Annotated in this window: 21 protein-coding genes; 13 read left to right on the plus strand and 8 right to left on the minus strand. The window is 61.6% G+C overall.

Translation table 11 applies throughout. The annotated features are described in order from the left end of the window. Positions 1-13 precede the first annotated feature (13 nt). On the minus strand, positions 14-1,033 hold the full coding sequence (locus Q1V57_RS13585) for a hypothetical protein (RefSeq protein ID WP_300531923.1): 1,020 nt from the start codon (positions 1,031-1,033) through the stop codon (positions 14-16). Positions 1,034-1,136: 103 nt separating this feature from the next. On the opposite strand from Q1V57_RS13585, the gene Q1V57_RS13590 reads away from it, so the two are divergent. Genes Q1V57_RS13590 through Q1V57_RS13600 form a run of 3 tightly spaced genes read left to right on the plus strand, consistent with a single transcriptional unit; the run spans position 1,137 to position 4,586 of the window. Further along, positions 1,137-2,093, plus strand: a complete 957-nt coding sequence (locus Q1V57_RS13590) for a hypothetical protein (RefSeq protein ID WP_300531925.1) — start codon at positions 1,137-1,139, stop codon at positions 2,091-2,093. Positions 2,094-2,106: 13 nt separating this feature from the next. Beyond that, positions 2,107-2,910, plus strand: a complete 804-nt coding sequence (locus Q1V57_RS13595) for a class I SAM-dependent methyltransferase (protein ID WP_300531927.1) — start codon at positions 2,107-2,109, stop codon at positions 2,908-2,910. Beyond that, on the plus strand, positions 2,907-4,586 hold the full coding sequence (locus Q1V57_RS13600) for a carbamoyltransferase C-terminal domain-containing protein (protein ID WP_300531930.1): 1,680 nt from the start codon (positions 2,907-2,909) through the stop codon (positions 4,584-4,586). Before Q1V57_RS13595 ends, Q1V57_RS13600 begins: the two co-directional genes overlap by 4 nt. An 11-nt stretch (positions 4,587-4,597) precedes the next feature. On the opposite strand, the gene Q1V57_RS13605 is transcribed toward Q1V57_RS13600, so the two are convergent. Together Q1V57_RS13605 and Q1V57_RS13610 are read right to left on the minus strand one after the other, a co-directional pair. Next, a complete protein-coding gene (locus Q1V57_RS13605) occupies positions 4,598-5,392 on the minus strand; it encodes an enoyl-CoA hydratase/isomerase family protein (protein WP_300531932.1) in 795 nt (264 codons plus the stop codon). 21 nt (positions 5,393-5,413) lie between these two features. Next, positions 5,414-7,207, minus strand: a complete 1,794-nt coding sequence (locus tag Q1V57_RS13610; RefSeq protein ID WP_366145165.1) for an acyl-CoA dehydrogenase C-terminal domain-containing protein — start codon at positions 7,205-7,207, stop codon at positions 5,414-5,416. Between the two features lie 150 nt (positions 7,208-7,357). On the opposite strand from Q1V57_RS13610, the gene Q1V57_RS13615 reads away from it, so the two are divergent. Then, on the plus strand, positions 7,358-8,005 hold the full coding sequence (locus tag Q1V57_RS13615; protein ID WP_300531937.1) for a TetR/AcrR family transcriptional regulator: 648 nt from the start codon (positions 7,358-7,360) through the stop codon (positions 8,003-8,005). Here the strand turns inward: Q1V57_RS13615 and Q1V57_RS13620 are convergent. After that, positions 8,002-9,048, minus strand: coding sequence for an NAD(P)-dependent alcohol dehydrogenase (locus Q1V57_RS13620; protein ID WP_300531939.1), 1,047 nt, complete (start codon positions 9,046-9,048; stop codon positions 8,002-8,004). The genes Q1V57_RS13615 and Q1V57_RS13620 overlap by 4 nt on opposite strands. A gap of 67 nt (positions 9,049-9,115) precedes the next feature. Further along, positions 9,116-9,946, minus strand: a complete 831-nt coding sequence (locus Q1V57_RS13625) for a glycoside hydrolase family 16 protein (protein ID WP_300531941.1) — start codon at positions 9,944-9,946, stop codon at positions 9,116-9,118. 241 nt (positions 9,947-10,187) lie between these two features. On the opposite strand from Q1V57_RS13625, the gene Q1V57_RS13630 reads away from it, so the two are divergent. Further along, on the plus strand, positions 10,188-10,628 hold the full coding sequence (locus Q1V57_RS13630; RefSeq protein ID WP_300531943.1) for an XRE family transcriptional regulator: 441 nt from the start codon (positions 10,188-10,190) through the stop codon (positions 10,626-10,628). Here Q1V57_RS13630 and Q1V57_RS13635 read toward each other — a convergent pair. Together Q1V57_RS13635 and Q1V57_RS13640 are read right to left on the minus strand one after the other, a co-directional pair. Next, entirely contained in the window at positions 10,615-11,685 is a 1,071-nt protein-coding gene (locus Q1V57_RS13635; protein WP_300531946.1) for a S41 family peptidase, read from the minus strand. The genes Q1V57_RS13630 and Q1V57_RS13635 overlap by 14 nt on opposite strands. Positions 11,686-11,785: 100 nt before the next feature. Continuing rightward, positions 11,786-12,871, minus strand: coding sequence for a helix-turn-helix domain-containing protein (locus Q1V57_RS13640; RefSeq protein WP_300531948.1), 1,086 nt, complete (start codon positions 12,869-12,871; stop codon positions 11,786-11,788). Between the two features lie 206 nt (positions 12,872-13,077). On the opposite strand from Q1V57_RS13640, the gene Q1V57_RS13645 reads away from it, so the two are divergent. The 8 genes from Q1V57_RS13645 (at position 13,078) to Q1V57_RS13680 (ending at position 21,828) form a co-directional block, all read left to right on the plus strand. Then, the gene (locus Q1V57_RS13645) at positions 13,078-14,688 is read left to right on the plus strand and encodes a cation:proton antiporter (protein WP_300531951.1); all 1,611 of its coding nucleotides are present in this window, start codon (positions 13,078-13,080) and stop codon (positions 14,686-14,688) included. A gap of 419 nt (positions 14,689-15,107) precedes the next feature. Further along, positions 15,108-15,722 carry a tail fiber protein gene (locus Q1V57_RS13650; RefSeq protein ID WP_300531954.1) on the plus strand — a complete coding sequence of 205 codons (615 nt, stop codon included), beginning with the start codon at positions 15,108-15,110 and terminating at the stop codon, positions 15,720-15,722. Between the two features lie 26 nt (positions 15,723-15,748). Continuing rightward, positions 15,749-16,339 carry a tail fiber protein gene (locus Q1V57_RS13655; protein WP_300531956.1) on the plus strand — a complete coding sequence of 197 codons (591 nt, stop codon included), beginning with the start codon at positions 15,749-15,751 and terminating at the stop codon, positions 16,337-16,339. A 38-nt stretch (positions 16,340-16,377) separates the two neighbouring features. Next, entirely contained in the window at positions 16,378-16,959 is a 582-nt protein-coding gene (locus Q1V57_RS13660; protein ID WP_300531959.1) for a tail fiber protein, read from the plus strand. Positions 16,960-17,121: 162 nt separating this feature from the next. Continuing rightward, positions 17,122-18,762, plus strand: a complete 1,641-nt coding sequence (locus tag Q1V57_RS13665; protein ID WP_300531962.1) for an AMP-binding protein — start codon at positions 17,122-17,124, stop codon at positions 18,760-18,762. Further along, entirely contained in the window at positions 18,755-19,834 is a 1,080-nt protein-coding gene (locus Q1V57_RS13670) for a hypothetical protein (RefSeq protein WP_300531965.1), read from the plus strand. Before Q1V57_RS13665 ends, Q1V57_RS13670 begins: the two co-directional genes overlap by 8 nt. A 51-nt stretch (positions 19,835-19,885) precedes the next feature. Further along, a complete protein-coding gene (locus tag Q1V57_RS13675) occupies positions 19,886-20,131 on the plus strand; it encodes an acyl carrier protein (protein ID WP_300531968.1) in 246 nt (81 codons plus the stop codon). Beyond that, positions 20,131-21,828, plus strand: coding sequence for a carbamoyltransferase C-terminal domain-containing protein (locus Q1V57_RS13680; RefSeq protein WP_300531969.1), 1,698 nt, complete (start codon positions 20,131-20,133; stop codon positions 21,826-21,828). The genes Q1V57_RS13675 and Q1V57_RS13680 overlap by 1 nt, the downstream gene beginning before the upstream one ends. On the opposite strand, the gene Q1V57_RS13685 is transcribed toward Q1V57_RS13680, so the two are convergent. Beyond that, a complete protein-coding gene (locus Q1V57_RS13685) occupies positions 21,820-22,851 on the minus strand; it encodes a hypothetical protein (protein ID WP_300531971.1) in 1,032 nt (343 codons plus the stop codon). The genes Q1V57_RS13680 and Q1V57_RS13685 overlap by 9 nt on opposite strands. Between the last annotated feature and the right edge of the window lie 54 nt (positions 22,852-22,905).

A 22,905-nucleotide genomic window follows, 5' to 3' on the forward strand; every position in this document is an offset into this window, starting at 1 on the left:
TTTTCAGCCCCGCCTAGTCCTTGAGACCGGCAAGCATTTCCTTGGCCTGCGCCGGACGTTCCAGCTGCAGCGCCGGGCCACCGACCAGCTCGCGAACTTCCTCGACCGCCCCGGCCAGCGAATTGAAGCGCTGCACCATTTTCGACAGCGCATGCCCGATCATGCTGGGCTCGGCCATCATCATATGTTCCAGCGCCTTGCCGTTTTTGGTCAAAGCCTGACCGAGAGCGGCGGCCTCCATGACGACGATATGGTCCATGGCAGCGGATTCATTCGCCAGCGCGCGCCCGACGGCAGCCGCTTCCATCACCACAACATCGTCCATGGCCGCGCCTTCCATGGCCAGAGCCTGGCCAACCGCTGCAGACTCCATCACCACGATTTCATTGAGGGCGGAGGCTTCGTTGGCGAGGGCCCGGCCGACGGCAGCGGCTTCCATCACCACTAGGTCATCCATGGCCGCGCCTTCCATGGCCAAGGCCTGGCCAATGGCCGCGGACTCCATGGTCACAATCTTGTTCAGGGCAGAGGCTTCATTGGCGAGAGCCCGGCCGACAGCAGCGGACTCCATCACCACGAGATCATCCATGGCCGCACCTTCCATGGCCATGGCCTGTCCGACGGCGGCGGATTCCATCGTGACGATCTTATTCAAGGCAGAGGCCTCGTTCGCCAAAGCGCGGCCCACGGCGGCAGATTCCATGGTCACGACATGATCCATCGCTGCCGACTCCATCGCCAGAGCCTGCCCGACAGCGGCCGCCTCCATTGTCACCACCTCATTCATGGCGGCATTTTCAGTGGCCAGCACACGCCCCACTGCAGCAGCCTCGGTCGTAACGACATGCTGCAGAACGGTCTCATCCGAGGCGATAGCCTGGGCAACATAAGTAGGTTCAGCGGCGAATAATCGCCCGAGGATGTCCGGATCCGACGCCAGCAGTTTGTTGAAGTCAGCCGCCTCGGCCACGACCCATTTTTCAAGCAGGCTAGAGTCTTCCTTGAGTGCCTTCGCGAAATCCTTGCTGTCCATCTTGACCTCCCGGGACAATATTCTTAACGCTGAACCACCATAGATAGTGTGTCAATCACTATCACGCCTAAGCGGGTAACATTCTTATGAGCGGGAGGGCTTCATGGATAACCCTGAAGTTGCAACTCGGCCGGACCTGGCCTGGACAGAAATCATCGATGACATCCTTCTGGCTTCGATCGTTGAAACCTGCGAACGCAATCCCGACCTGGCTGAGCTCGCCTTTCTCACCGGCAGTTATACCCGCGGTCTGCACAATCCCGACCGTCCCAACGTCAACGCTTATTTGATCGCCAAGCCTGGCCGCGCTGCCGATCTGCGCCTCGCCGCTGCGCGCAACTGGGCACGGATACGCGAGCGATTGTCCGCCTTGGGCATCGCCTTTCGTGTTGACTGCCACCCCTACACAGTAGCCTGGCGCCCGGAAGCCGACCGCGGCAAACCGGTCCTGGAACTGACCACCAAAGTGCTCGACGGCGGCCAAGCCGACAGCCGTTTCTCGCTACCGCCCTCGATTGGGATCGGTTGGCTTGGCGGGTATAAGGTGCTTTGGGGTGAAGCGGCCCTGCTCGACAAGCTGCACCTGCCGGATCCACTGCCCTCACGCACTGAATGGATTGCTTCGATCCACGAGGCATTGAGCCATTATCGCAATGTGCTCGACCACCTCCCCAATGCCGTGCCGGTGTCGCAACGGCCGGAAGTTTTCGCGGAAGAGGCCTGTTTTTACGCTCTGGAGGCGATCAAGGATTGCATCAGCCTGTCCTTCGGCTGGGATGATCTCTTTGCCGGCAATCACCTCCAGGTCCTGCTTCAGAAGCGAGAAAAAGAGCATCTCCAGGCCGCCGGATGGTCGGACATGATTGAGCACAAGGCCGCGCTCAAGGCAGCCGAGCTGCGGGTCTTCCGCGGTGAAGTCACGAGCGAAGCGGAAGCGGTGCAGATCTGGCGCCTGGCGCTTCGGGTCTGGGACGCGGCCTGGGCCCGTTATCGCGATTGGGCCGCGGAAGAGCTGGACGGGGCCTGCCCCTGGCTCCTCCGGGTCAATGCTTTCGTCTAGGCCGGTGCGTTCTATGAGTGTTGACGACACCGACGTCGAGACCCGGATCGCCGATGCCTGGGACCGGATTTCATCGGCCTACCAGGACCGCTATGAAATCAGCCCGGAGCATTTCCACTACGGCCCGATGTGCCCGGACGAAAGTGAGCTCGGCCTGATCGGCGATGTCACTGGGCTACGTGTCCTCGACCTCGGCTGCGGCGGCGGGCAGAACACGATCTGGTTGGCAGAACGCGGAGCGGAACAGGCTCTGGGCCTTGACCCCTCCGCCTCCCAGATCGGGTTTGCCCGCAAACTCGCCGAGAGCCGCAAAGCCAGGGCCCAGTTCGCGATTGGCGACAGCCGGGCCTGCCGCGACATGCCGGGTCAATTCGATCTCGCGGTATCGATCTATGCCCTGATGTATGCCGCAGACCTGCGCGCAGCGCTGACGGATATTCACCTCGCACTGGCACAAGGCGGACGCCTGGTGCTGGCCCTCGACCATCCCTGGCGGATCGCCGGCGCATGGAAGGGAGGGCAACTGATTGTCGGTGACTATTTTGCCGAGGGTTGGGACAGCTGGGATTACGATTTCCCGGAGCAGGAGGTCAGCTGCCGGCTACACCGGGTCAAGCGCCCGCTCGATGCGATCCTTACCGACTTTCTCGCTGCGGGCTTTCGCCTTGACGGCATGCTGGAGCCGCGACCGCCGGCCCGTGACGACATGTTCGCCCGCCGTTCAAAACACGGGGAGAATTCCCCGCTCAACGTCTACAGCCGGGACAAGCTGGAACGAGTTCCCAGCACCTTGATCCTGTGGGGAAGCAAGGCATGACCGAACACCTCTTGGGCATTCACTGTTCCTATCTGGACGGCCAGTTTCTCGCCGACGGAAATTGCGCCCTGGCGAGCGATGGAGAGCTGGTATTCGCGATCGCGGAAGAGCGCGTCAGCCGGATCAAGTATGATGGCCGCTTCCAGGCCGGGCTCGCCTATCTATTGCGGCGCAAGGGTTTGCAGGCCAGCGATATCGCCGCCATTGCCGTGTCGACATTCGGATTGGAAAATCCACCCACAGCATCGGAAACGGATGCGGTCGAGCGTGTCATTCGCGATGCCTTGCCGGGCTTTCGCGGCGAAATCCGCTTGATGGGCTCGCACCATGAGGCACACGCCTATAGCGCACTGGCGCTGGCCGGGGTGACGGATGCGCTGGTCGCTGTGATCGACAATGAGGACAGCCTGCTTGCCCCGCGCACCTCCAAGGTGGTCGGCTTCAACGCAGTCGAGCGGACGAGCTACTTCCTGTGGCGCGGTAATACCCTTGAATTGGTCGCCCGCGATCACGCCGGGCCGGGCCATGTCGGCTATGGCAAGGCTTATTCCAAACTCACCCGCTATCTCGGTTTCGGCAATTATCACGCCTCGGGGAAAACCATGGGCCTGGCTGCTTTCGGCGATCCGGCACGGTTTGGCGAGCTGACCCTGTTTGAGCGTTGCGAAAACCCGGAAACGCGCATGCGCAATAGCGCCGACGGCGTTCAGGATGTGATCGACTGGTTTACCCAGCAGGAATGCCCGCTCCCCGAACCACGCGGCGACAAGCCGCTCCGACGGATTGACGCCGATATCGCCGCCTGGATTCAGACCGAACTGGAGCAATCCGTCGAACACCGCATGCAGGGCCTGTGCGCCCAGCACAAACCGGTCACTGCCGCACTGGCCGGCGGGGTTGCCCTCAATTCGGTGATGAACGCCGCCCTGCGCCGGAACTTGCCAGTAAGCGATGTGTTCGTCCCGCCATCTCCGGGAGATGCCGGCCTGTCGATAGGCGCGCTGGCCTGGCTGATCCACCAGCGCCACGGCTCCTTGCCAGACTGGACACCGCAAATCGCCCTGGGCGGCCACTACAGCAATGAAGAGATATCCGACGTGCTGCAGGCACATAACGGCATCCGCTGGGAGGCATGCGATGACCCGGCGGCCAGCGCCGCGGAGGCGATCGCAGCAGGCGCCATCATCGGTTGGCATCAGGGCGCCAGCGAATTCGGACCTCGCTCGCTGGGTCAAAGGTCCATTCTCGCCAATCCCGGATCGCCATGGGGTCATGTCACCCTAAATGGCGCCGTCAAACACCGCGAATGGTTCAGACCCTTTGCACCGGCGGTGACGCATGAGGCCATCTCGACCTATTTCGACGACCCGCGCGGCTCGCCCTTCATGATGCAGACCTCCGGCGTAACACGAGCCGGCAGAACCCGCATCCCGGCCGCTACCCACGTCGATGACAGTGCGCGGCTGCAAAGCGTCAGCGCACAGGCCTCGCCTGACTTTCACCGCCTCCTGACCCATCTGGGCGAAGCGACGGGAACACCGGTCTCTCTCAATACGAGCTTTAACGATAATGGCGAACCGATCGTCGAAACACCGGCGGATTCCCTGGCCAGTTTTCTGCGCATGGACTGGATCGACACGCTCTTTGTCGGCAATTGGCGCGTCCGGCGAAGCTGACGACTGACGGATCAACGCCGTTTGAAGTCAGGTTGGCGCTTTTGCAGGAAGGCGGCGATGCCCTCGCCGAAGTCCTCGGATGTGGCGGTCAACAGGAATTCATCGACCTCGTTCGGGTTGCGCGGGGTCTGACAGGCCTGCACCGCCCGCTTGGTCAAGCCGACGGGAAGCGGCGGCAAACGCTGCAGCCGGGCGGCCCAGCCCAGCGCTGTGGAGTGTGCTGCCCCCTGCTCAACGCACGCATTGATCACGCCCCATTGCAACAGTGTCTGCGCGTCTACCGCGTCGCCGAACATCACCCACTCCTTGGCCAGGGCGGGCCCGATATGGTCGACCAGCCGGGGAATCGTGTCCCAGCTCAACGTGATGCCCAGAGGAACCTCCGGAAAGCGCATCATGGCGCCGGATCCGAGAATGCGGAAATCACAGGCCAGCGCCAGCGCCGCACCCGCGCCGATACAGGGACCTTCAACCGCGACGATCGTGACGGCGGACAAAGCTTCCCAGGCAGCACACATCTCCCCGCCGGCGCGGGCGATCCGGCGCAATTCCGCCTGATCTGGCGCTTCATCGCCGCGCTGCTGGAATACGCCCGCCGCAGAGAGGTCAGCACCGGCGGAAAAAAACTTCTCGGCGCCGCATAGCACGATTGCATGCCAATCAGTTTGGTCGCGGTATTGGCGCGCCAGCGCTGTCAGCTCGGCAATCATCGTCAGATCAAAACTGTTGCGCGCCGTCTCTCGATTAAGCTGAACGGTGAGCACGCCATCGGTCTCGCTGGTGTGCAGAGTTTGATAATCGGTCATGCTGGAGCCTTTTTCACACATTCAAAATGCGAAATGCGCCTCTTCGAGCGCCATTATGCTGGCGCCACCATTACCTATCGCAGCCGCATGAGCCCGCGAGCGCGGCAGGAGGTGGTTGAAATAGAAATCCGCCGATTTCAGCTTGGCCTGGTAGAAGCTGGCCCCATCCCCGCCCGCCCGGGCCTTTGACAGCGCCGCGCCGGCCGAACGGGCCCAGAAATAGGCGAGGCAGACATAGCCGGAATACATCAGGAAATCGACCGAAGCCGCACCCATTTCGTTGGCGTCGGTCGCGGCCCGTTGACTGATTTGCCTCGCAAGCGCCTGCCATTCAGTGGTCAGCTCTGAGAGCGCACGACAGTGTTCAACCAATGCGGAGCGCACTTGCGATGTCTCTCGGAAGGCGTCGATCTCATCGCAAAACTCGCGCAGCGCTGCCCCCTGGTTGGCCAGCACCTTGCGGCCGATCAGATCGAGGCCCTGAATACCGGTGGTGCCCTCATAGAGCGTGGCGATGCGGGCATCGCGGACATTCTGCTCCACACCCCATTCGCGGATGTATCCATGCCCGCCAAAACACTGCAAAGCGAGATTGGCCGCCTCAAAACCGGTTTCGGTGGCAAAGCCCTTGGCGATCGGGGTCAGAAGGTCGAGACGGCGCTCGGCACAGCGGCGCTGGGCATCATCAACTCCGTGCTCAACCACATCCAATTGCTGCGCCAGATAGTGCAGCATAACCCGGTTGCCCTCCGCAAAAACTTTCTGGGTCAGAAGCATTCGCCTGACATCGGGATGGACGATGATCGGGTCGGCCGGACCCTCGGGGTTTGTGGGCCCGGATAGCGACCGCATCTGCATCCGGTCTCGGGCATAGGACAGGGACTTCTGGAAGCCGAGCTCTGCGTGGGAGACGCCTTGAAACGCCGCCCGGACCCGCGATGCGTTGATAAACCGCAACATGGCGGACAGACCGCGATTGGGCTCACCGAGCATATAACCACGGGCCCGATCGAAGTGCATGACACAGGTCGCGCTGCCCTTGATGCCCATCTTGTGCTCGATCGAGCCGCAAGAAACGCCATTGGGTTCCAGCGCTTCACCTACCGGCAGCAACTTTGGCACGATGAAGAGGGAAATCCCCTTATTGCCCTCGGGCGCATAGGGTAGACGAGCCAACACCAGGTGGATGATATTCTCGGCCAGGTCATGCTCACCGCCGGTGATGAAAATCTTGGTCCCGCTGATTACAAACTGGCCATCGTCGGCCGGCTCGGCGCGTGTCTTCAACAGCCCCAGGTCGCTACCACAATGCGGTTCGGTCAGGCACATGGTGGCATTCCAGCGCCCTTCAATGAGGGGCGGTTCGTACACCGCGCGTTGCTCTTCCGTGCCGAAAACCGCGAGCGTCTCAATGGCGCCGGCCAGCCCTCCGGTATAGAGCGTGAAAGCGATATTGGCGGAGCCTGACATCTCACCCAGGATCAGGGCCAGGGATCTCAGCAAGCCTTGGCCTCCATGGACCGGGTCACAAGCCAGCCCCGGCCATCCGGCTGCAACAAACTGGTCATAGGCGGCTTTGAAGCCAGGCGGTGTATGCACCTGCCCTCCCTCCCAGCGACAACCCTCCTCGTCTCCAGTGCGATAGAGAGGAGCAAGGACGTTTTCGCAAAAGCGGGCGTATTCACCCGTGATCGCTTCGACCAGGTCCGGGCTTGCATGGTCGGCGCCAAACAGCCGCTCATAATGCGCCTGATAATCGCAGACTTCACTCATCGCAAAGGCGATATCTCGCAGCGGCGCCTTGTAATTGGTCATCATTTCCGGTCCGTCTGACGCTCCAATTCCCGGAGCAGGCCGGAGCCTATTCACTTATTTGTTTGCGTCAAGCAAATAGCATTCGCTTGCCTGGAAGGGGCGTGCTAGAGATCTTCCCGGGCGCACTTCTTTGGAGTGGAGACGGCGGCAATGGCAATACAAGCAGGCGGTGACGCCGGGGCGGATAAGGGTCGCCAGTCGGGACGGAGATCCCAGCAGGAACGCACCGAAACATCCGATCAACGCATGCTCGATGCGGCTCGCGACATGATCCTGGCGGTCGGCACCCAGCGCACGACGCTGAAGGAAGTCGGCGAGCGCGCCGGATATAGTCGCGGGCTAGCCAATGCGCGTTTCGGTTCCAAGGACCAGTTATTCCTGCGATTGGCCGACCGGGCCCGGCAATACTGGATCACCGCACTGGAAGACTCCCAAGGCAGCACCAACGGTCTTGCCGCACTGATCTCAAGGCTCGATGCGATTGTGGGCTTTGCCGAGGCCCAACCAGCGGAAGCCCGGGTCATGTATACGCTTTGGTTTGAGAGTGTCGGGACACCGTCTCCGATCAATGCCAGCCTGGCACGCTTCCACGAACAGGCGCGTGCCGACATCGCCGACCTGGCACGGGCTGCCGGTCTCGCCAGGTCAGAAGACGAAGCCGGGCGCTTTGCCACCCGTTTCATCGGCACGGTGTTCGGGCTCTGCTATCAGTGGCTGGTCAATGAAGAAGCGGTCGACATCGCCAGCCACATGGATGACCTGAAGCGGGACTTGCTGGACCGGGCCGGCCGGTCCTAGACCAGCGAAGCCATATCGATGACAAAGCGATACTTCACATCGCTTTTCAGCATCCGCTCATAGGCGGTGTTGATATCGGACATGGCGATGATCTCGATATCCGAGGCGATGCCGTGCTCGGCACAAAAGTCGAGCATTTCCTGGGTCTCCGCGATCCCGCCAATCAGTGAACCCGCCAGCGAGCGGCGCTTCATGATCAGCGGCCCCATACCCGGAGAGGGGTGCGGCTCGTCCGGCAAACCGACCATGACCATCGTCCCGTCCAGCTTGAGGGCGTTGAGATAGGGGTCGAGCTTGTGCGGCGCGGCAACCGTGTTGAGGATCAGATCGAACTGACCGCGCACAGCCTTCATCTGATCGCGATCCTTGGAAATGACCACATGGCTGGCACCAAGGCGGCGCGCATCGTCGGCTTTGCCCGGCGAGGTGGTGAACAGCGTCACTTCAGCGCCCATGGCCGCCGCTATTTTCACACCCATATGGCCGAGGCCGCCGAGACCGACAATGCCGACCTTCTGACCCGGGCCCACCTTCCAGTGGCGAAGCGGGGAGTAGGTCGTGATACCGGCACACAGGAGCGGCGCTGCTGCCGCGGGATCCATCCCCTCCGGGATGCGCAGCACAAATTCCTCACGCACCACGATATGGCGGGAATAGCCGCCATAGGTCACCGAACCATCTGGCAGCACCTTGTCATAGGTGCCGGTCATGCCCTTTTCGCAATACTGTTCGAAGCCACCCTGGCAAGGCGAGCAGGACTGGCAGCTATCGACCATGCAGCCGACGCCAACCCGGTCCCCCGGCTTGAATCCCTTTACTTCGGATCCGACAGCGCTGACGCGTCCGATGATCTCGTGTCCGGGAACAATGGGATAGGTCGTGCCGCCCCAATCATTGCGCGCCGCATGCAGGTCGGAATGGCAGACCCCGCAATACTCGATATCGATGGCGATATCATTGGCTCGCGGGTCTCGGCGGTCGATGGCGATCGGCGCCAGCGCGCTGGTTTCCGACTGGGCTGCGTAGGCGCTGACATTCGGCATGATGATTTCCCCGGCTAAGTGTTTGACACTTATCTAGCGCAGCCGGGCGGCACAGCAAAATCGCGGCTCAGCCGGCCTGGGTGACCTTGACCCAATCGATCTGGATGGCAACGCCCTCGCGCTGGATCAACTCGGCCGCTGCCGCCGGCAATCCATAACCCGGCTTGTCGATCGCATTGGTCTTGCGCGGATACTCACCGCCGAGGGCGAGGTTGAGGATCATGTGTTTCGGCGTGTCGAATTTCCAGTCGCCGTAAACCCCGACCATTTCCCGTGTCACCCGGTAGATGACCCGGTCATCAATGGTGAAGATGATCTTCTCCTCATCCCACTCCACGGCATAGACATGCCAGTCGGTCGCATCGGTTTCAGGCGGGAAGAAATACTTGTTCACCAGGGGCGTATCGCCGGAATATCCGGGCCCGTGCACGGCGACGCCTGTCCAGTCCTTCTCGCCGACATATTCGAGAATATCGATCTCGCCGGTATCCGGCCATTCGCCATTCCCCAGCAGCCAGAAGGCCGGCCAGACCCCTTCAAGCGCCGGCATGCGGACACGGGCCGCCGCCCGGCCATGGGTGAAATCGAACTTGTCGCGCGTATCAATCCGGCCGGACACGAAATCGGTCAGCCGTCCGCTCGGTGTTTTGAAGCCGGGCTGATAGACCGTGCGCAATTCCAGCACGCCACCGCTCGCCCCGTCGACACTGCCGGCCGGCAAAAGGCGGATCGTCTCGGCGCTGTCGACATAGGCCTGGACCTCATTATTCACCCAGAAGGCGGGGCCTTCGACATTCCACTTGCTGCGATCAAGCGTCGCCGCATTGAATTCGTCCAGAAAGACAACCTTGTCATACAAGGCCGAAGCGGCAGGGTCTGAGTGGGACATGGCGGTCATGGCAGAGGCTCCGTCACAGCTGACCGGGCCGGCCGGGATCAATCTCGCGGCGCCCGTTAGCAATGCCGGGAAACTAGTTCGCCAGCCCCCTCGATGGCAAGGCCCCAGTGATGCCGCATGCGCGTTGGCAGGGCACTGGCGGCCCGCTGGCGGGGCTGTGGCGCAGGGCTGGCGTGGCCTCTCACCGGGGATTTTGGTGTTTTGCGATCAATCCCGATACAAGACCGACACGGAGATAATAATGGCCTTCAAGGCAGACGCAGAGAAGATCAAACGCTGGCGCGAAGAACGCCATTGGTCGCAGGAACACCTGGCTGATCTGGCCGGTATCGGCCTGCGCACCGTGCAGCGAATCGAGAATGGCGAACCGGCCTCACGCGAAACCCTGATGGCGTTGGCGGCGGCCTATAATGTCGACACCATGGCGTTATGCATCGATCCGGATGCGGAAGCGGCGCAGATCATCCAGGCGAAGAACACCAAGGTCCGCGCGGCCCTGCGCCTGAGCTTCTGGATTCACCTGGCCAGCTTCCTGCTCGGAGCCCTCGTCTTCGCCGGGATCAGCGTCGGCGTGGGCGGATTTGTGATGTTCTGGCCGCTGGCCTGGTGGACGATGGGTCTGGCCGCTCACGGCGTTACCGTCATCATCGTCTACCTGGTGACCCGCTTTAACGAACAATAGCTTCATCGCCATGACGTGCCTCGGCAATCAGGGCCAGAGCCCGATCCAGCGCGGCATCAGCATCGGCGGGGACATCCGGGGTGATCGGCTGGCCCTCGATGCGGCCGGTATGGCGCGAATAATAATCGGCAATCGGCAGGAAGAGCAGCATGCCGCCGGGCAGGTCGAAGGGCTGCTGGGACAGCATTTCACCTGCCGTCGCTTCCCCGACCACCTCGACCCGCCCCGCTGACTGCAGCGCTTCGACTGCCATTTCGGCGGCACTGGCGGTCTGGCCGCTGGTCAGCACATAGACCGGTCCGCCAAACACCGCCTCGCCCGGCTGGAACCGCACCCGGATCACAGCGCGCTCGACGATATCGGCCCAGAAAGCCCGCACCGACCAGCCGGACCAGGGCTCCAGCTCCGCCAACTCGGTCGCGCCGGGAAGCTGCGCATTATGATCCGTCCAGCGGCGCGATATAAAGAAGCCAGCATCGAGCGGCTCATCGATCAGCCCCGACACGATCGGACGCATGGCAAAGGCGCCCCCCTCATTTTGCCGCAGATCGATGATCACCGCCTCCGCATCCTGTGCAGCGATGTCCCGGAAAGCGGTCTCGATAGCCGCGATCGTGTCCTGCCCCATCATGGTGTGAACGCTGAGAATGGCGGTCCGCCCGTTCCAGGACAGATCGGTGGCTTCGGCGCCGGCGTTCATGCTGTCAAAATAGGCGCTCATCGACGCTGCATCGGCGTCACTCGCGGTCAGATTGACGTGCGAGAACGGCCCATCCGCCCAGATGGCGCGGAATCCATCGAGAAAAGCCTCACGCGAGGATGCCGTCTCTCCCAGCTCGCGCAGGGCGGTCATAGTCCGGCGATATCCCTCGCCCTCCAGCTCCTCAGCATTGAAATGATGCTCTTGGATCAGCGCTTCGATCTCTTCCACCACAGGCCGGAAATCGGATTGCGCCGATTGCGCGCTAGCGGCGGCAATCATGGCCCCCAGCCCCACCGCGGCGAGCGCGGCCTTTACGGCCGGCACCAGCATCCCAACAAGTCTTTTGAGCGGCATGATCATCTCCTTCTTCGGTGTGTCGCTCGGCATCTGCCTTGCGGTCATCCCTAGAGACGCTGGGCCGGGTGTTTCGACCTGAATCGCGATTTAGAACTTTTTATCGGTCTGATTTTTCAGCCGCATCGGACAGCGCGGCCTTGCGGTAGGCGAGCGGTGTCGCGCCGGTTTCCTGTTTGAAGGAACGGTTGAAATTGGACTTGGTATTGAAGCCCGAGGCCAGCATGACATCGAGGACGGTCTGATCGGCCTGCTCCGGATCGCCGAGCATCTTGCAGGCATGCTTGACGCGCAGGCTGTTGACGTAATCCGAAAAATTCCGCCCCCGGCCGGCATTGATCGCCTGCGAGACGGTGACCGGATTGACCAGGAGCTGGCGCCCGAGGCTTTTCACGGTCAGTCCCGGCCGCAAATAGGCCGCGCTGACCTCCATATGGGCATCGATCTTCTCCATCAGCTCCGCCAGGTCAGCATGGTCCGCCCGCGCCGGCGGCTGGGCGATGTCGCGGTCCTCCTGTCCGACGCCCTCGAACAATTCCGGATATTGCATCCCATGAAAGATCAGCAGGCTGACCATGGCCAAAAGGCCGGCAAACAGGACGAGCTCGACCGCGCGGCTTGCCTCGGCATACCCCATCGCACCCAGGGCCACGCTGACGACATTCAAGGTCAGCAACCCGAATTGCACCGCGACGAGGCGCGACAGCCAATTCAGCTCGACCGGCTCGAAGTCCGCCCGGGTTTGCGCGAGGATGTAATGAAACCGGCTCAGCCGACGCCAGGTCAAAACCGCGTAGACCCCCAGGCTGATCAAGATACCCGCCGCGAGGAGGAAAATGCTGATCGAGGTCGCCAGGGCGATCAGCGTCGCCAGTCCGGCCGGGACGGCATGCCAGAGCGACCCGATGGATATTGCGACCTGTTTTTCCGCCAGGCAGCGCCCATAAAGCCAGATCAGGGGCCCGTAGGCGTATCCCATACCGACCGCGACTGCGTTGAGCAGTCCCAGATTCACCAAGGGCCCGAGCAGGTTGATCGCCATATGGCCGGCCAGCACCAGCACCAACCCGGCCAGAAACCGGTTGGGCAGCTGAGCCAGCCGCCCGTTCAAACTCAAGAACAGAATGAACAGGGCCGACTGGATAATGATGAAGTATTGGATCGACTGGATAAGCCCGTCCACCATTCGCCTGCCCGCCTCCGTTTGACCCCGATGCAGCCTGCCGAGTTATCTAGCCGATCAGACCGCCCGGCACCACTTGCGCCGCATGCCCAAGCTCTACGCGCATCGCGTCAATCTGCGCTCTGGAAGGACATGGCCGGATGGCTCTACTGTGTTAGCGAACCTCCCTATTCTCCGTTCCCGGAGAGCTCGCCGGACAAAGGCCCGTCATGGACTTCCAGTGGATCGCAATCGCCCTCGGCGACGTTGTTTGGATCTTCATTGCCTTTGTGCTCGGCCTGCTCGCCCGCTTCGCCGGCCTGCCGCCCCTGGTCGGGTTCCTGGCCACAGGCTTCCTGCTTAACGCCTATGGCATCGCCAGCGGCGAGATGCTGGAGAAACTCTCTGATCTGGGGATCACGCTTCTTCTCTTCACCGTCGGGCTGAAACTCAATCTGCGCACGCTGGCTCGTCCGCAGGTTTGGGCCGTGACCAGCCTGCACACCTCGGTCATCGTCGTGGCATTCGGCTTCGCCATTTATGGGCTCGCCTTGGCCGGAGTCCCCTTCCTGTCCGATCTCGATCTGCCGCGCGCCCTCCTGATCGCCTTCGCACTGAGCTTTTCCAGTACTGTCTTCGTCGTCAAAGCGCTGGAAGAACGCGGTGAGATGACATCGATGCACGGCCGCATCGCTATCGGCATTCTGGTCATGCAGGATATCGCGGCCGTTGTCTTCCTTGCGGTCTCCACCGGCGCCCTCCCGTCAGTCTGGGCCGTTTTCATCGTCCTGCTGATCCCGCTGCGCCCGCTCCTGCACCGGCTGCTCGAACGTGTCGGCCATGGCGAACTGCTCGTACTCTACGGCTTCCTACTGGCGATGGGCGGAGCGGAATTATTCGAACTGGTAGAGATGAAGGGCGATCTGGGCGCGCTGGTGCTGGGTCTGCTGATGGCCAACCATCCCAAGGCGGACGAGCTGGCCAAGACCATGCTCAGTTTCAAGGACCTGTTCCTCTTGGGCTTCTTCCTGTCGATCGGCCTCGCCGGTCAGCCCACCCTGGAAACGCTGGCCATCGGCGCCCTACTTGCGCCCGCAGTCCTGCTCAAATCCGCGCTGTTCTTCTATCTCCTGACCCGCTTCAAGCTGCGCGCCCGCACCGGACTGCTCGCCTCTCTCAATCTCAACACATACAGCGAATTCGGTCTTATCGTTGCGGCCATCGGCGTCGCCAATGGCTGGATCGACAATCAGTGGCTGATTGTCATAGCCATCGCCTCAGCGCTGTCCTTCGCCATGGCCGCAGCCCTGAACACGTTTGCGCACCGGCTCTACACCCGCCACCGCGATCTCTGGAAGCGACTGCAGCGCGAAGACCTGATCACGGACGACCAGTCACTGGACACAAGGGGCGCCACGATTGCGATCATCGGCATGGGCGGCGTGGGCACGGGCGCGTTCGACAAGATGCGCGAGATCCATGGCGATGTTGTTATCGGCATCGATATCGACCCGATTACCGCCGGCAATCAGTGTGAGATCGGCCGCAATGTGCTGCATGGCGACCCCAGCGATGCGGATTTCTGGGACCGCATCCAGGCGGCGCACAAACTCGATCTGGTGCTGCTGGCTCTGCCCAAGGTGACCACCAATCTTGCCGTCGTGCGCCAGCTGAAAATGGCCGCTTTCAGTGGTGAGATCGCGGCTATAGCCAAATTCCCCGACGAGGTCGCAGCGCTGGAAGACGCGGGCGCCGCAACCGTATTCAATATCTACACCGAAGCAGGAGCTGGATTTGCCGGGCATGTGATGGCTCAAAAAGGCAAGCAACCCTCCTCCTGACACCCCACGCCGGTTTCAAAAAACTCCTGAATTCAGAGAATTACACCTATTGCGAGCGCACCCGATGCGTTACTCGCATCATGCGTTTTTTTCTACCTATTCGCGATCTACATCTGGGAGCGGGCAGCCCGAGCGCATCACTCTCAGCGAAAAATTTTCAGAAACCCCTAAGATTTCGAGTGCTTGCACCGATTCGAAATGTCTTGAAGTTTTGAAATGAATACCCGCAACATACTGCTTTTGCAGTATTTAAAATGAACCACGACGACCGTCGACATCTTGTCCCGGACAAATTTCCACAATCGGATTCTGTTTTCTTGACCGTGTCAGCCCGTATTCGCTGGACTTAGCCTTAAAGTTGTGAGCTGATTGGCGCGCCTTAAATACCGTTTAACGCAACCAAATTGAGGGGGAACGCCATGTTACCAACGCTGAAACGCGCGATTGGTGGCCTTGCCATACTGCTATCAACAACCGTCGCCGCTACCACGCCAACCCAGGCTGACAGTAATCCGTATCTCGGCGACGTCATGCCGGTCGGGTTCGGGTTTTGCCCGCGTGGCTGGGCCCCAGCGGAAGGCCAGCTACTGTCGATCGCACAGTATGATGCGCTCTTCTCACTGCTGGGTACGACCTATGGCGGCGATGGACGCTCGAGTTTTGCCCTGCCGGACCTGCGCAGCCGGGTTGTCGTCGGCGACGGACGCGCGCCGGGACTTCGCAATTGGGGCTGGGGTGCCCGATTTGGCACCGAAACCGTAACGCTGATCTCCAACAACCTGCCATCACACAGTCACTCGGTGAATTTGACCCCGGCTACGACCAATCTGTCCAACTCCCCGGTCAATGCCATGATCTATGAGCGCAATGCGGGCGCTATCGACGGCTTCACCGATCAGCCCAATAACCTGGTGGCTATGCGTGCCGGGTCGATCAGCAATACCGGCGGCGGTCAGTATCTCGACATCCGACAGCCGACGCTGGCCATTCACTGGTGCATTGCGCTCCAGGGCATCTATCCCTCGCGCAACTGATCAGCTCGGAAACCGGAGATAAAGTTATGAAACTCAAATCTGCACTTCTCGCGGCCGCGCTGATGGGCGCCGGCCTGGCCACAGCTCCGAGCGCATCGGCCCAGGAACCCTTCGTCGGTGAACTGCGCCTGTTCGGGAATAATTTCTGCCCGCGTAGTTGGGCCATGGCTCAGGGCCAGCTGCTGCCCATTGCTCAGAACACGGCCTTGTTCTCCTTGCTGGGAACCACCTATGGCGGCGATGGCCGCACCACTTTCGCCCTGCCGAATTTCGAAGGGCGCACACCCGTCGGCGTTGGCCGGGGCCCAGGCCTCAGCAATTACGTCTGGGGCGAACGTTCAGGTGCCGACATGCGTGTTCTAAGCAGCACGCAAATGCCGAGCCACAGCCACACGATGCGGGCATCGAACAACGTTATCGACACGCATGATGGTGCGGGTGACCTGTTCGGCGATTTCGGCGGCTTCCTGGCCTATGGCAGTAACACGAATGGCGGGCAGATGAATAATGCCACGATCGCCAATACGGGTGGCGGCCAGTCCTTCTCGGTGCAGCAGCCGCAAATCGTCATGAACTGGTGCATCGCACTCGCTGGCGTCTATCCGTCGCGCAACTAACCGCCACTTGTTTCGACCCAGATTGGGAGATTTTTTTCATGCTTAAAGCATTAACGAGACTTTCAGTGGCCGCAGGCGCTGCCGCTACCCTCGCCGGAGCTGCACAGGCCGCTCCGGGTACGTTCCTCGGCGACATTCAGCTTGAGGGCTTCAACTTCTGTCCGCGCGGCACGCTCGAAGCTGCCGGCCAGCTTTTGCCGATCAACCAGAACCAGGCCTTGTTCTCGCTCTACGGGACCACCTATGGGGGCGATGGACGCACGACCTTTGCCTTGCCGGATCTGCGCGGCAGGGTCGCTGTGGGCTACGGTGCAGGACCGCGGCTGGGAACGCGCACGGGCGAAGAAACCCGCACGCTGACCGTCGCCAACATGCCGGCACATAATCACCGGGTAAATACGGGCACCAGCGGCGTTGTGACCAATCCGACCAATGCTTCAATCACCGAATTGCCCGTGGGCGTGGATGTTTTCAGCGTCCCGGCCAACCCGACCGGCAGCACCATGAACAGCGCGATGATCGCCAATACGGGGGGCGGCCAAGCCTTCGATATCATCATGCCGACGCTGGCGATGAAATGGTGTGTCACCACACAGGGCACATTCCCGCCGCGCAACTAGCGCCGGGGACCATTGCCTTATGCACAAGAGCAGCTGCCGTCCCCAGTGACGGCAGCTGTTTCTTTTGACAGGAACTTAACTTGCGCCTGAACCCGCTACGATACTAGCTTTCGCAACAGGCCGTGGCGCGTTGGGGGAAGGCGTGCCCGCCCGGGGAATAAAATGAGCAGTTTCATACGGCACCTTGTGGACACCGCACCGCAATCCCGGCTGGGGCAGAGCGGGGCGGCGGCCATTTCCTTCGCGGGCCGCGGCGGCGTAGTTGCGACGCAGCACACGCTGGACGACCTGCTGCAGCGTTCGGCCGGCATAGCGTCGTCCATTGTCAGCGAGATCAAAGCCGATCGCGTTGCCCTGGCCTTTCCGACAGGTATCGATTTTGTCTCGACCTTCCTGGCCTGCCTGATGGCCGGCAAGCTGGCCGTGCCGATCCCGACACCTCGGCACGGGCCGCAGAGCCAGCGCATAGCAACAATCCTGGCCAATGCGCAGACAGAAGACGTGATCTGCCAGAGCGCTGACCTGGCCGTCTTTGCGGATATGGTCAGCGCTGGCGGTGCGGGCGCCATGCGCAGCTGGGCCGTCGAGGACCTGAGCCGTTCCGGCCAGGCGACTGACATCGAGGCTCTGCCGGGCTTTGACCGCCCGGCCTCTGACCTGGTTTTCCTGCAATATACCTCCGGCTCGACACAGGACCCGACCGGGGTGGGCATCAGCAATGGCAATGCGCTGGACAATGCAGCCAAGGCGAAGCGGGCCTATCTCATGGGCTCCGAGCAGTTCGTGAACTGGATGCCGCATTTCCACGATATGGGCCTGGTAGGCGGCATACTGATACCGCTGGCCCTGGGCATGCCGAGCGTACAGATGGCGCCCTTCAGCTTTCTGCAAAGACCGGTCGACCTGCTCAAGCTGATCGCATCCCTGCCGGAAGTGGTCTGCGGCGGCCCTGCCTTCTCCCTCAACATCCTGATGGACCGGGTGCCGCGCGATGTCGCCGATGAACTCGACCTGTCGAGCTGGCGCCGCCTGTTTTGCGGCGGCGAGCCCATTCCCGCCGGCCTGTTCGATCGTTTCCGCGCCCATTTCCGCAACGCCGGCTTCCGCCCCGAAGCGCTCTACGCCACCTATGGCATGGCAGAGACCACGCTCTATGCCGCAGGCGGCTACGTTCCGGAACCGCTCAGCGCTGGCGCGGAATTATTCGAAGCGTGCAGCCTCTCGCTCGAGGATCAGAGCCATCTGTGTATCGTCGATCCGGACAGCGGCGAAAGCGTCGCACAAGGCGATACCGGTGAGATCTGGATGACCGGCGCCTCGATCGGCCAGGTCTTCAAGGCGGGCGAGGCGGCAGGCACGACGGGACAGGGCGAGCTCAATGGCCGCCGCTATCATCGTACCGGCGATCTCGGGAAAATCATCGGCGACCGTCTCTATGTCACCGGCCGGATCAAGGATGTTCTGATCATCAACGGCCAGAACATCATGGCCAGCGAAGTCGAGTGGGCCGCGGCGGAGTTGTCGGATGCGCTCAACCCGCTCGCCGCGGCGGCCTACCAGATGGATGACGATCAGTCCTGCTATCTCGAGATCGAGCTCAGGGGCAAAGCCGAGGCCGGCGCCGATCACAGCGCCCTTACAACGCGCATGCATGCCCGGCTGGCCAGCCAGTTCGGTATCGATTTCAAGCAAATCTGCATCCGCAAACGCGGTAGCCTGCCCCGCACGTCCAGCGGCAAGATCCAGCGCTCGCGGGTCAAACAGGATCGCGGCGCTCCCCGCCTCGAAAGCGCCCATGACTAAGCATGTCGATGTGCGCGACCCGGAGAACATCCGGCCCGCGCTGATGAGCCAGAGCCTCAGCGTCAACCGGATCGGCGATCTCTATAACGGCCTCGACCGGCAGTTCGGCGTGCCTCTCGACGCGTTTCACGACTATGTCGCGCACTCGATCTTCTTTTCCGAAGGCGAGACACACAAGACGCTGAAACGCGCCGCTTCCATGGCCAGCCGGACCAGCCTGCTCAATACCCGGGTCGACTACCGCGCCATCGCCGGCAGCATCGCCGCCAGCCTGCCCACCGGTTCGCCCGTCAACCTCGCCGAGGCCTACAGCGCCGCCTTCGTCAATCGCGTCGTCGTCGAGGCCTATGGCCTTAACCCTCAGGCACTCGATGACTACGACCGCTGGCGCAATAATCTGGAATATCTGCTCTCGGAACTCCCGCCCTGGCGCCAGGTCAAACAGTTCAACACCTCCGCCGCCGAGCTGCATGCCTCGCTGGAAGACTGGTTTTCCCGCGAACAGGGCCGCCATCTGCGCGCATCCAGCCTGGCCGAGGCCTGTGAAGGACTGAGCTTGAGCGAGACCGCTTATGTGGGCGCGGCCCTCCTGCTCGGCGGTATCGCCACCAGCTACACGCTGAGCAATGCGCTCCATCTGGTTCTGTCCGATGCCGGGCGATTTGCCGACTGGAAGGCGGCGTTCGCAGAGGATGCAGCCCTTGCGGCACGGAAAATGGTCGGCGTCTGCTCCGCTGTCGCCTCGGTCACCCGGCTCTGCGTGGACGAGGTGGAGATCGGCACTCACCGTTTTGATCGGGGCGACAGGGTTCGCATCCACCTGACGCCTGAGATCACACCGGCAGCGGCTTGTCCGCACGCCGCGAAGGCCAGCCATGTCGGCTTCGGCATAGGTCGACATAAATGCGTCGGGGAAATGCTCGCTTACGAGATCATCGCGGCTGGCTTGCCGGTTTTCTTCGAGCAATTCACTCACTGCGAGTTAGACGCGGAGGCGGTCGTTCGCGACCAATCCCACCCGCTCGCCCGGCTCAAAACCCTGCCGGTCGTTCTGGGCCGGGCGGACGACTGACCCGGTATCACAGGCATCAAAGACATCAACACACCCAGGGGGACGTAGAGAATGGGCTTGGACGAGGTAAAGGCGCAGATCGAAAAGACGCTGGCGCAAAACACCAATATTGCAGCGGACGCCATCCGCTACGATGAGGCCATGGAGGACATCGGAATACGCTCGGCCGATGCCGTCTATATGTGCGGTGTTCTGGAAGAAACCTTCGAGATCGAGATTGATCCGTCGATGATTTTTGAGTTGGACACGCTGGGCGATTTTGCCAACGAGATCATCAAGCTAATCGGTCAAAAATAATGAAATGGTATGTCGGCCTGTCCAATACCGGCCATGACCCGGCACTGGCGATCATTGATCCGGACGGCCGGGTAGCCTTTGCCGAGGCAACGGAGCGCTTCGTCCAGGTCAAACGGGCCTGGGGCATTTTGCCGGACCTGGCCGCGCATCTCGAGCACGCCATAGCGCATGTGGATTTCGATCCGGCGCGCGACCAGATCGAAGTCTGCACCAGCTGGTCGACGACCCATAAACGGCCCAAGGACGAGCTCACCAATCCGTTGATGGCGCGTCATATGCTGGACAGCCTGTATGATTATCAGGGCTGCCAGTTCAACAATATCGGCGCGTCCTTCCGCCTGCTCGAGCTGACCGACCAGCCGATCGAGGTGCGGCGCTTTGAACACCATGCCTGCCACGCCGCCACCGGAGTTTACTTCTCCTCTGCCGAGGACGCGGTCTGCCTCGTTATCGATGGCGAGGGCGAGACCGGCGCCATCTCGGAATATGCTGTTTCCGGCCGCCGCCTGAAACGCAGATGGCGGGCCTGGAATGCCGGCGCCAGCCTGGGTCTCTATTATGGCTGGCTGACGCTGCGCTGCGGTTTCGATGGCATCAAGGGCGAGGAATGGAAAGTGATGGGCCTGGCCGCTTTTGGCGAGGTTCGTGACGATCTCGTCGCTGAGCTGAGCCGCGTTCTGGCCTTCGAGAACCATCGGCCGGTCAACCGCGATGATGAGGAAATCAGCGCGATACTGAGCGAGGTCGAGACCCGCATCGCCCATGCCACGCGGACACCGCAGGAACCGATCATGCAGGCCGCTGACCTCGCCGCATCGGGACAATATGTCTACGGCCGATTTGCCGACAATCTGATCGCCGGCTGCATGAAGCACGAGCCGTCCAGCCTTATCCTGACAGGCGGATGCGCGCTGAACTCCTCCTATAATGGCACGGTGATGCAACGCTTCGGGCTCGACCAGGTCGATATCCCGCCCTGCCCAGCTGATGACGGCAATGCGATCGGCGCTGCCCTGCTCGCCTGGTGCGAGGACCAGGACGCGCCGATCGCCCGCTCCGACCGCTCGCCTTATCTCGGCTCATCCCCGAACCCGGCCAAGATCGCCGCCTGCATCGAGGCGTCCGCCCCCCATTTCAAAGTCAGCGAAGCGGGAGAGAATTCTGCCAATCTGGTTGCCCGCAAACTCGCCGAGGGCCAGATCATCGGCGTGATGCGGGGCCGCGCCGAATTCGGCCCGCGCGCCCTGGGCAATCGCTCCATCCTGGCGGATCCGCGCCCGGCCGGCATGAAAGACAAGATCAACCGTCTCGTGAAAGGGCGCGAGGCCTACAGGCCTTTCGCCCCGGTGATCCCGGAAGACCGCCTCGCAGACTGGTTCGAAACCCCTCAGCCAACCCCCTATATGTCGAAAACCCTGCGCTGGCGGCCGGACAAGCTGACGCAAATCCCCGCCGTAGCACATGCCGACGACACCGGCCGGGCGCAATCGGTCACACCGGAGCTCTATCCCTGGCTGCATGATGTTCTGGTGGCCTTCGAGGCGGAAACGGGCGTCCCGATCATCCTCAATACGAGCCTGAATATTATGGGAAAACCGATCGTCCACTCGGTCGAGGACACGGTTGCCATGCTGATGACGACAGGGCTCGATGCGATCCTGCTTGGCGACACGCTGATCGAGAAAGCCTCACGATAGCCGAGGGACCACCATATCCACGCCCCGCTGGCGGGCCGCGGCGATATTGACCGGCCCGGCCCCTTCCAGCACCGGATAGAGGGTCAAATTCCAGATTCCCGGATCCGGCGCCTGCAGGTTCAGGAGGATGGACGTTTCGTAGAGGCGTCCGGACACATCAATCAGCTCGTTTCGGGCGTCCAGACGCTCAAGACAGTGCCAGAAGGCGTACAATTTCAGGCCTTGCGGCGTCGTCCGTCCGGTATGCTGACGCGACGACAGGCGCACCGATACGAAGATTGAGCCGGCGATCGGCTGCGACATCACATGGCCAGACAGTTCGGCGACAATATCTGACGGGTCGGGGCTGGCAGCCGGGTCCATTTTGTCGGCAATGTGCTCGGATATGATTTCAGCGAGCGCCCCAATCGTATCCGGTTCAAAATACCGGCCATGTTCGCCGGGCAAGGCACGGGCCTCAACCGACCGGAATATCGAGCCCCACGTATTCAGAAGCGCATCATCACTCAGACAGGGATTGAATTTGGCGCTCTGCTCACCATAGACCATGACCTGATCGCCGGCGAAGGGCTGCAGCGTCATGCTTTCCATGTGGAAGGCCCCGAGAACCGGGATACCGTCTACGGCGAAACACTCCTTCAGTCGTGCTGCCGTATTGGCGCCCTGGCAATTGCCGCCGATAAAGAAACGGGCATCGGGAAAGTGCTCGCGGATCCGCTCGTAATAGATGTCAGCTATCTTGAAATCGAGGCGGGTTGACCGGTAGCCGCCACGGGCCACCATATGCCCCGACCGCAAGCCGATCAGTGGCTGCTCCGACCCCAAGGCCGCGGCCAGGCGCTCAAATTCATGGCTGGCGTTGAAACACCAGATCAAGGGCCGGCGCGTACCGGCTTCATTGGCGATATGGATCAATCCATCATCGTCAACGGCGCGGCCACTCCAATCCTGCTTGAAGTTTCTGATCACGGCCAAAGCCTTCTTCAAGGCCTTGGGTTCCAATACGGTCCGAGATTGCAACATAACTAGATCGTACTGAGCGCCGTCCCCTTGGCTTTTGTCACGACACGGCCCAGC

Source organism: Maricaulis sp. (assembly GCF_030149425.1).
Lineage (GTDB): Bacteria > Pseudomonadota > Alphaproteobacteria > Caulobacterales > Maricaulaceae > Maricaulis.

What these genes read in the sequence shown, in the direction of transcription:
- Q1V57_RS13655 (WP_300531956.1), top strand. Translation starts at nt 15,749, where the DNA reads ATGAAACTCAAATCTGCACTTCTCGCGGCCGCGCTGATGGGCGCCGGC.
- Q1V57_RS13630 (WP_300531943.1), top strand. Translation starts at nt 10,188, where the DNA reads ATGGCCTTCAAGGCAGACGCAGAGAAGATCAAACGCTGGCGCGAAGAA.
- Q1V57_RS13660 (WP_300531959.1), top strand. Translation starts at nt 16,378, where the DNA reads ATGCTTAAAGCATTAACGAGACTTTCAGTGGCCGCAGGCGCTGCCGCT.
- Q1V57_RS13615 (WP_300531937.1), top strand. Translation starts at nt 7,358, where the DNA reads ATGGCAATACAAGCAGGCGGTGACGCCGGGGCGGATAAGGGTCGCCAG.
- Q1V57_RS13680 (WP_300531969.1), top strand. Translation starts at nt 20,131, where the DNA reads ATGAAATGGTATGTCGGCCTGTCCAATACCGGCCATGACCCGGCACTG.
- Q1V57_RS13635 (WP_300531946.1), bottom strand. Translation starts at nt 11,685, where the DNA reads ATGCCGCTCAAAAGACTTGTTGGGATGCTGGTGCCGGCCGTAAAGGCC.
- Q1V57_RS13600 (WP_300531930.1), top strand. Translation starts at nt 2,907, where the DNA reads ATGACCGAACACCTCTTGGGCATTCACTGTTCCTATCTGGACGGCCAG.
- Q1V57_RS13605 (WP_300531932.1), bottom strand. Translation starts at nt 5,392, where the DNA reads ATGACCGATTATCAAACTCTGCACACCAGCGAGACCGATGGCGTGCTC.
- Q1V57_RS13675 (WP_300531968.1), top strand. Translation starts at nt 19,886, where the DNA reads ATGGGCTTGGACGAGGTAAAGGCGCAGATCGAAAAGACGCTGGCGCAA.
- Q1V57_RS13645 (WP_300531951.1), top strand. Translation starts at nt 13,078, where the DNA reads ATGGACTTCCAGTGGATCGCAATCGCCCTCGGCGACGTTGTTTGGATC.
- Q1V57_RS13670 (WP_300531965.1), top strand. Translation starts at nt 18,755, where the DNA reads ATGACTAAGCATGTCGATGTGCGCGACCCGGAGAACATCCGGCCCGCG.
- Q1V57_RS13665 (WP_300531962.1), top strand. Translation starts at nt 17,122, where the DNA reads ATGAGCAGTTTCATACGGCACCTTGTGGACACCGCACCGCAATCCCGG.
- Q1V57_RS13590 (WP_300531925.1), top strand. Translation starts at nt 1,137, where the DNA reads ATGGATAACCCTGAAGTTGCAACTCGGCCGGACCTGGCCTGGACAGAA.
- Q1V57_RS13595 (WP_300531927.1), top strand. Translation starts at nt 2,107, where the DNA reads ATGAGTGTTGACGACACCGACGTCGAGACCCGGATCGCCGATGCCTGG.
- Q1V57_RS13640 (WP_300531948.1), bottom strand. Translation starts at nt 12,871, where the DNA reads ATGGTGGACGGGCTTATCCAGTCGATCCAATACTTCATCATTATCCAG.
- Q1V57_RS13620 (WP_300531939.1), bottom strand. Translation starts at nt 9,048, where the DNA reads ATGCCGAATGTCAGCGCCTACGCAGCCCAGTCGGAAACCAGCGCGCTG.
- Q1V57_RS13685 (WP_300531971.1), bottom strand. Translation starts at nt 22,851, where the DNA reads ATGTTGCAATCTCGGACCGTATTGGAACCCAAGGCCTTGAAGAAGGCT.
- Q1V57_RS13610 (WP_366145165.1), bottom strand. Translation starts at nt 7,207, where the DNA reads ATGACCAATTACAAGGCGCCGCTGCGAGATATCGCCTTTGCGATGAGT.
- Q1V57_RS13650 (WP_300531954.1), top strand. Translation starts at nt 15,108, where the DNA reads ATGTTACCAACGCTGAAACGCGCGATTGGTGGCCTTGCCATACTGCTA.
- Q1V57_RS13625 (WP_300531941.1), bottom strand. Translation starts at nt 9,946, where the DNA reads ATGACCGCCATGTCCCACTCAGACCCTGCCGCTTCGGCCTTGTATGAC.
- Q1V57_RS13585 (WP_300531923.1), bottom strand. Translation starts at nt 1,033, where the DNA reads ATGGACAGCAAGGATTTCGCGAAGGCACTCAAGGAAGACTCTAGCCTG.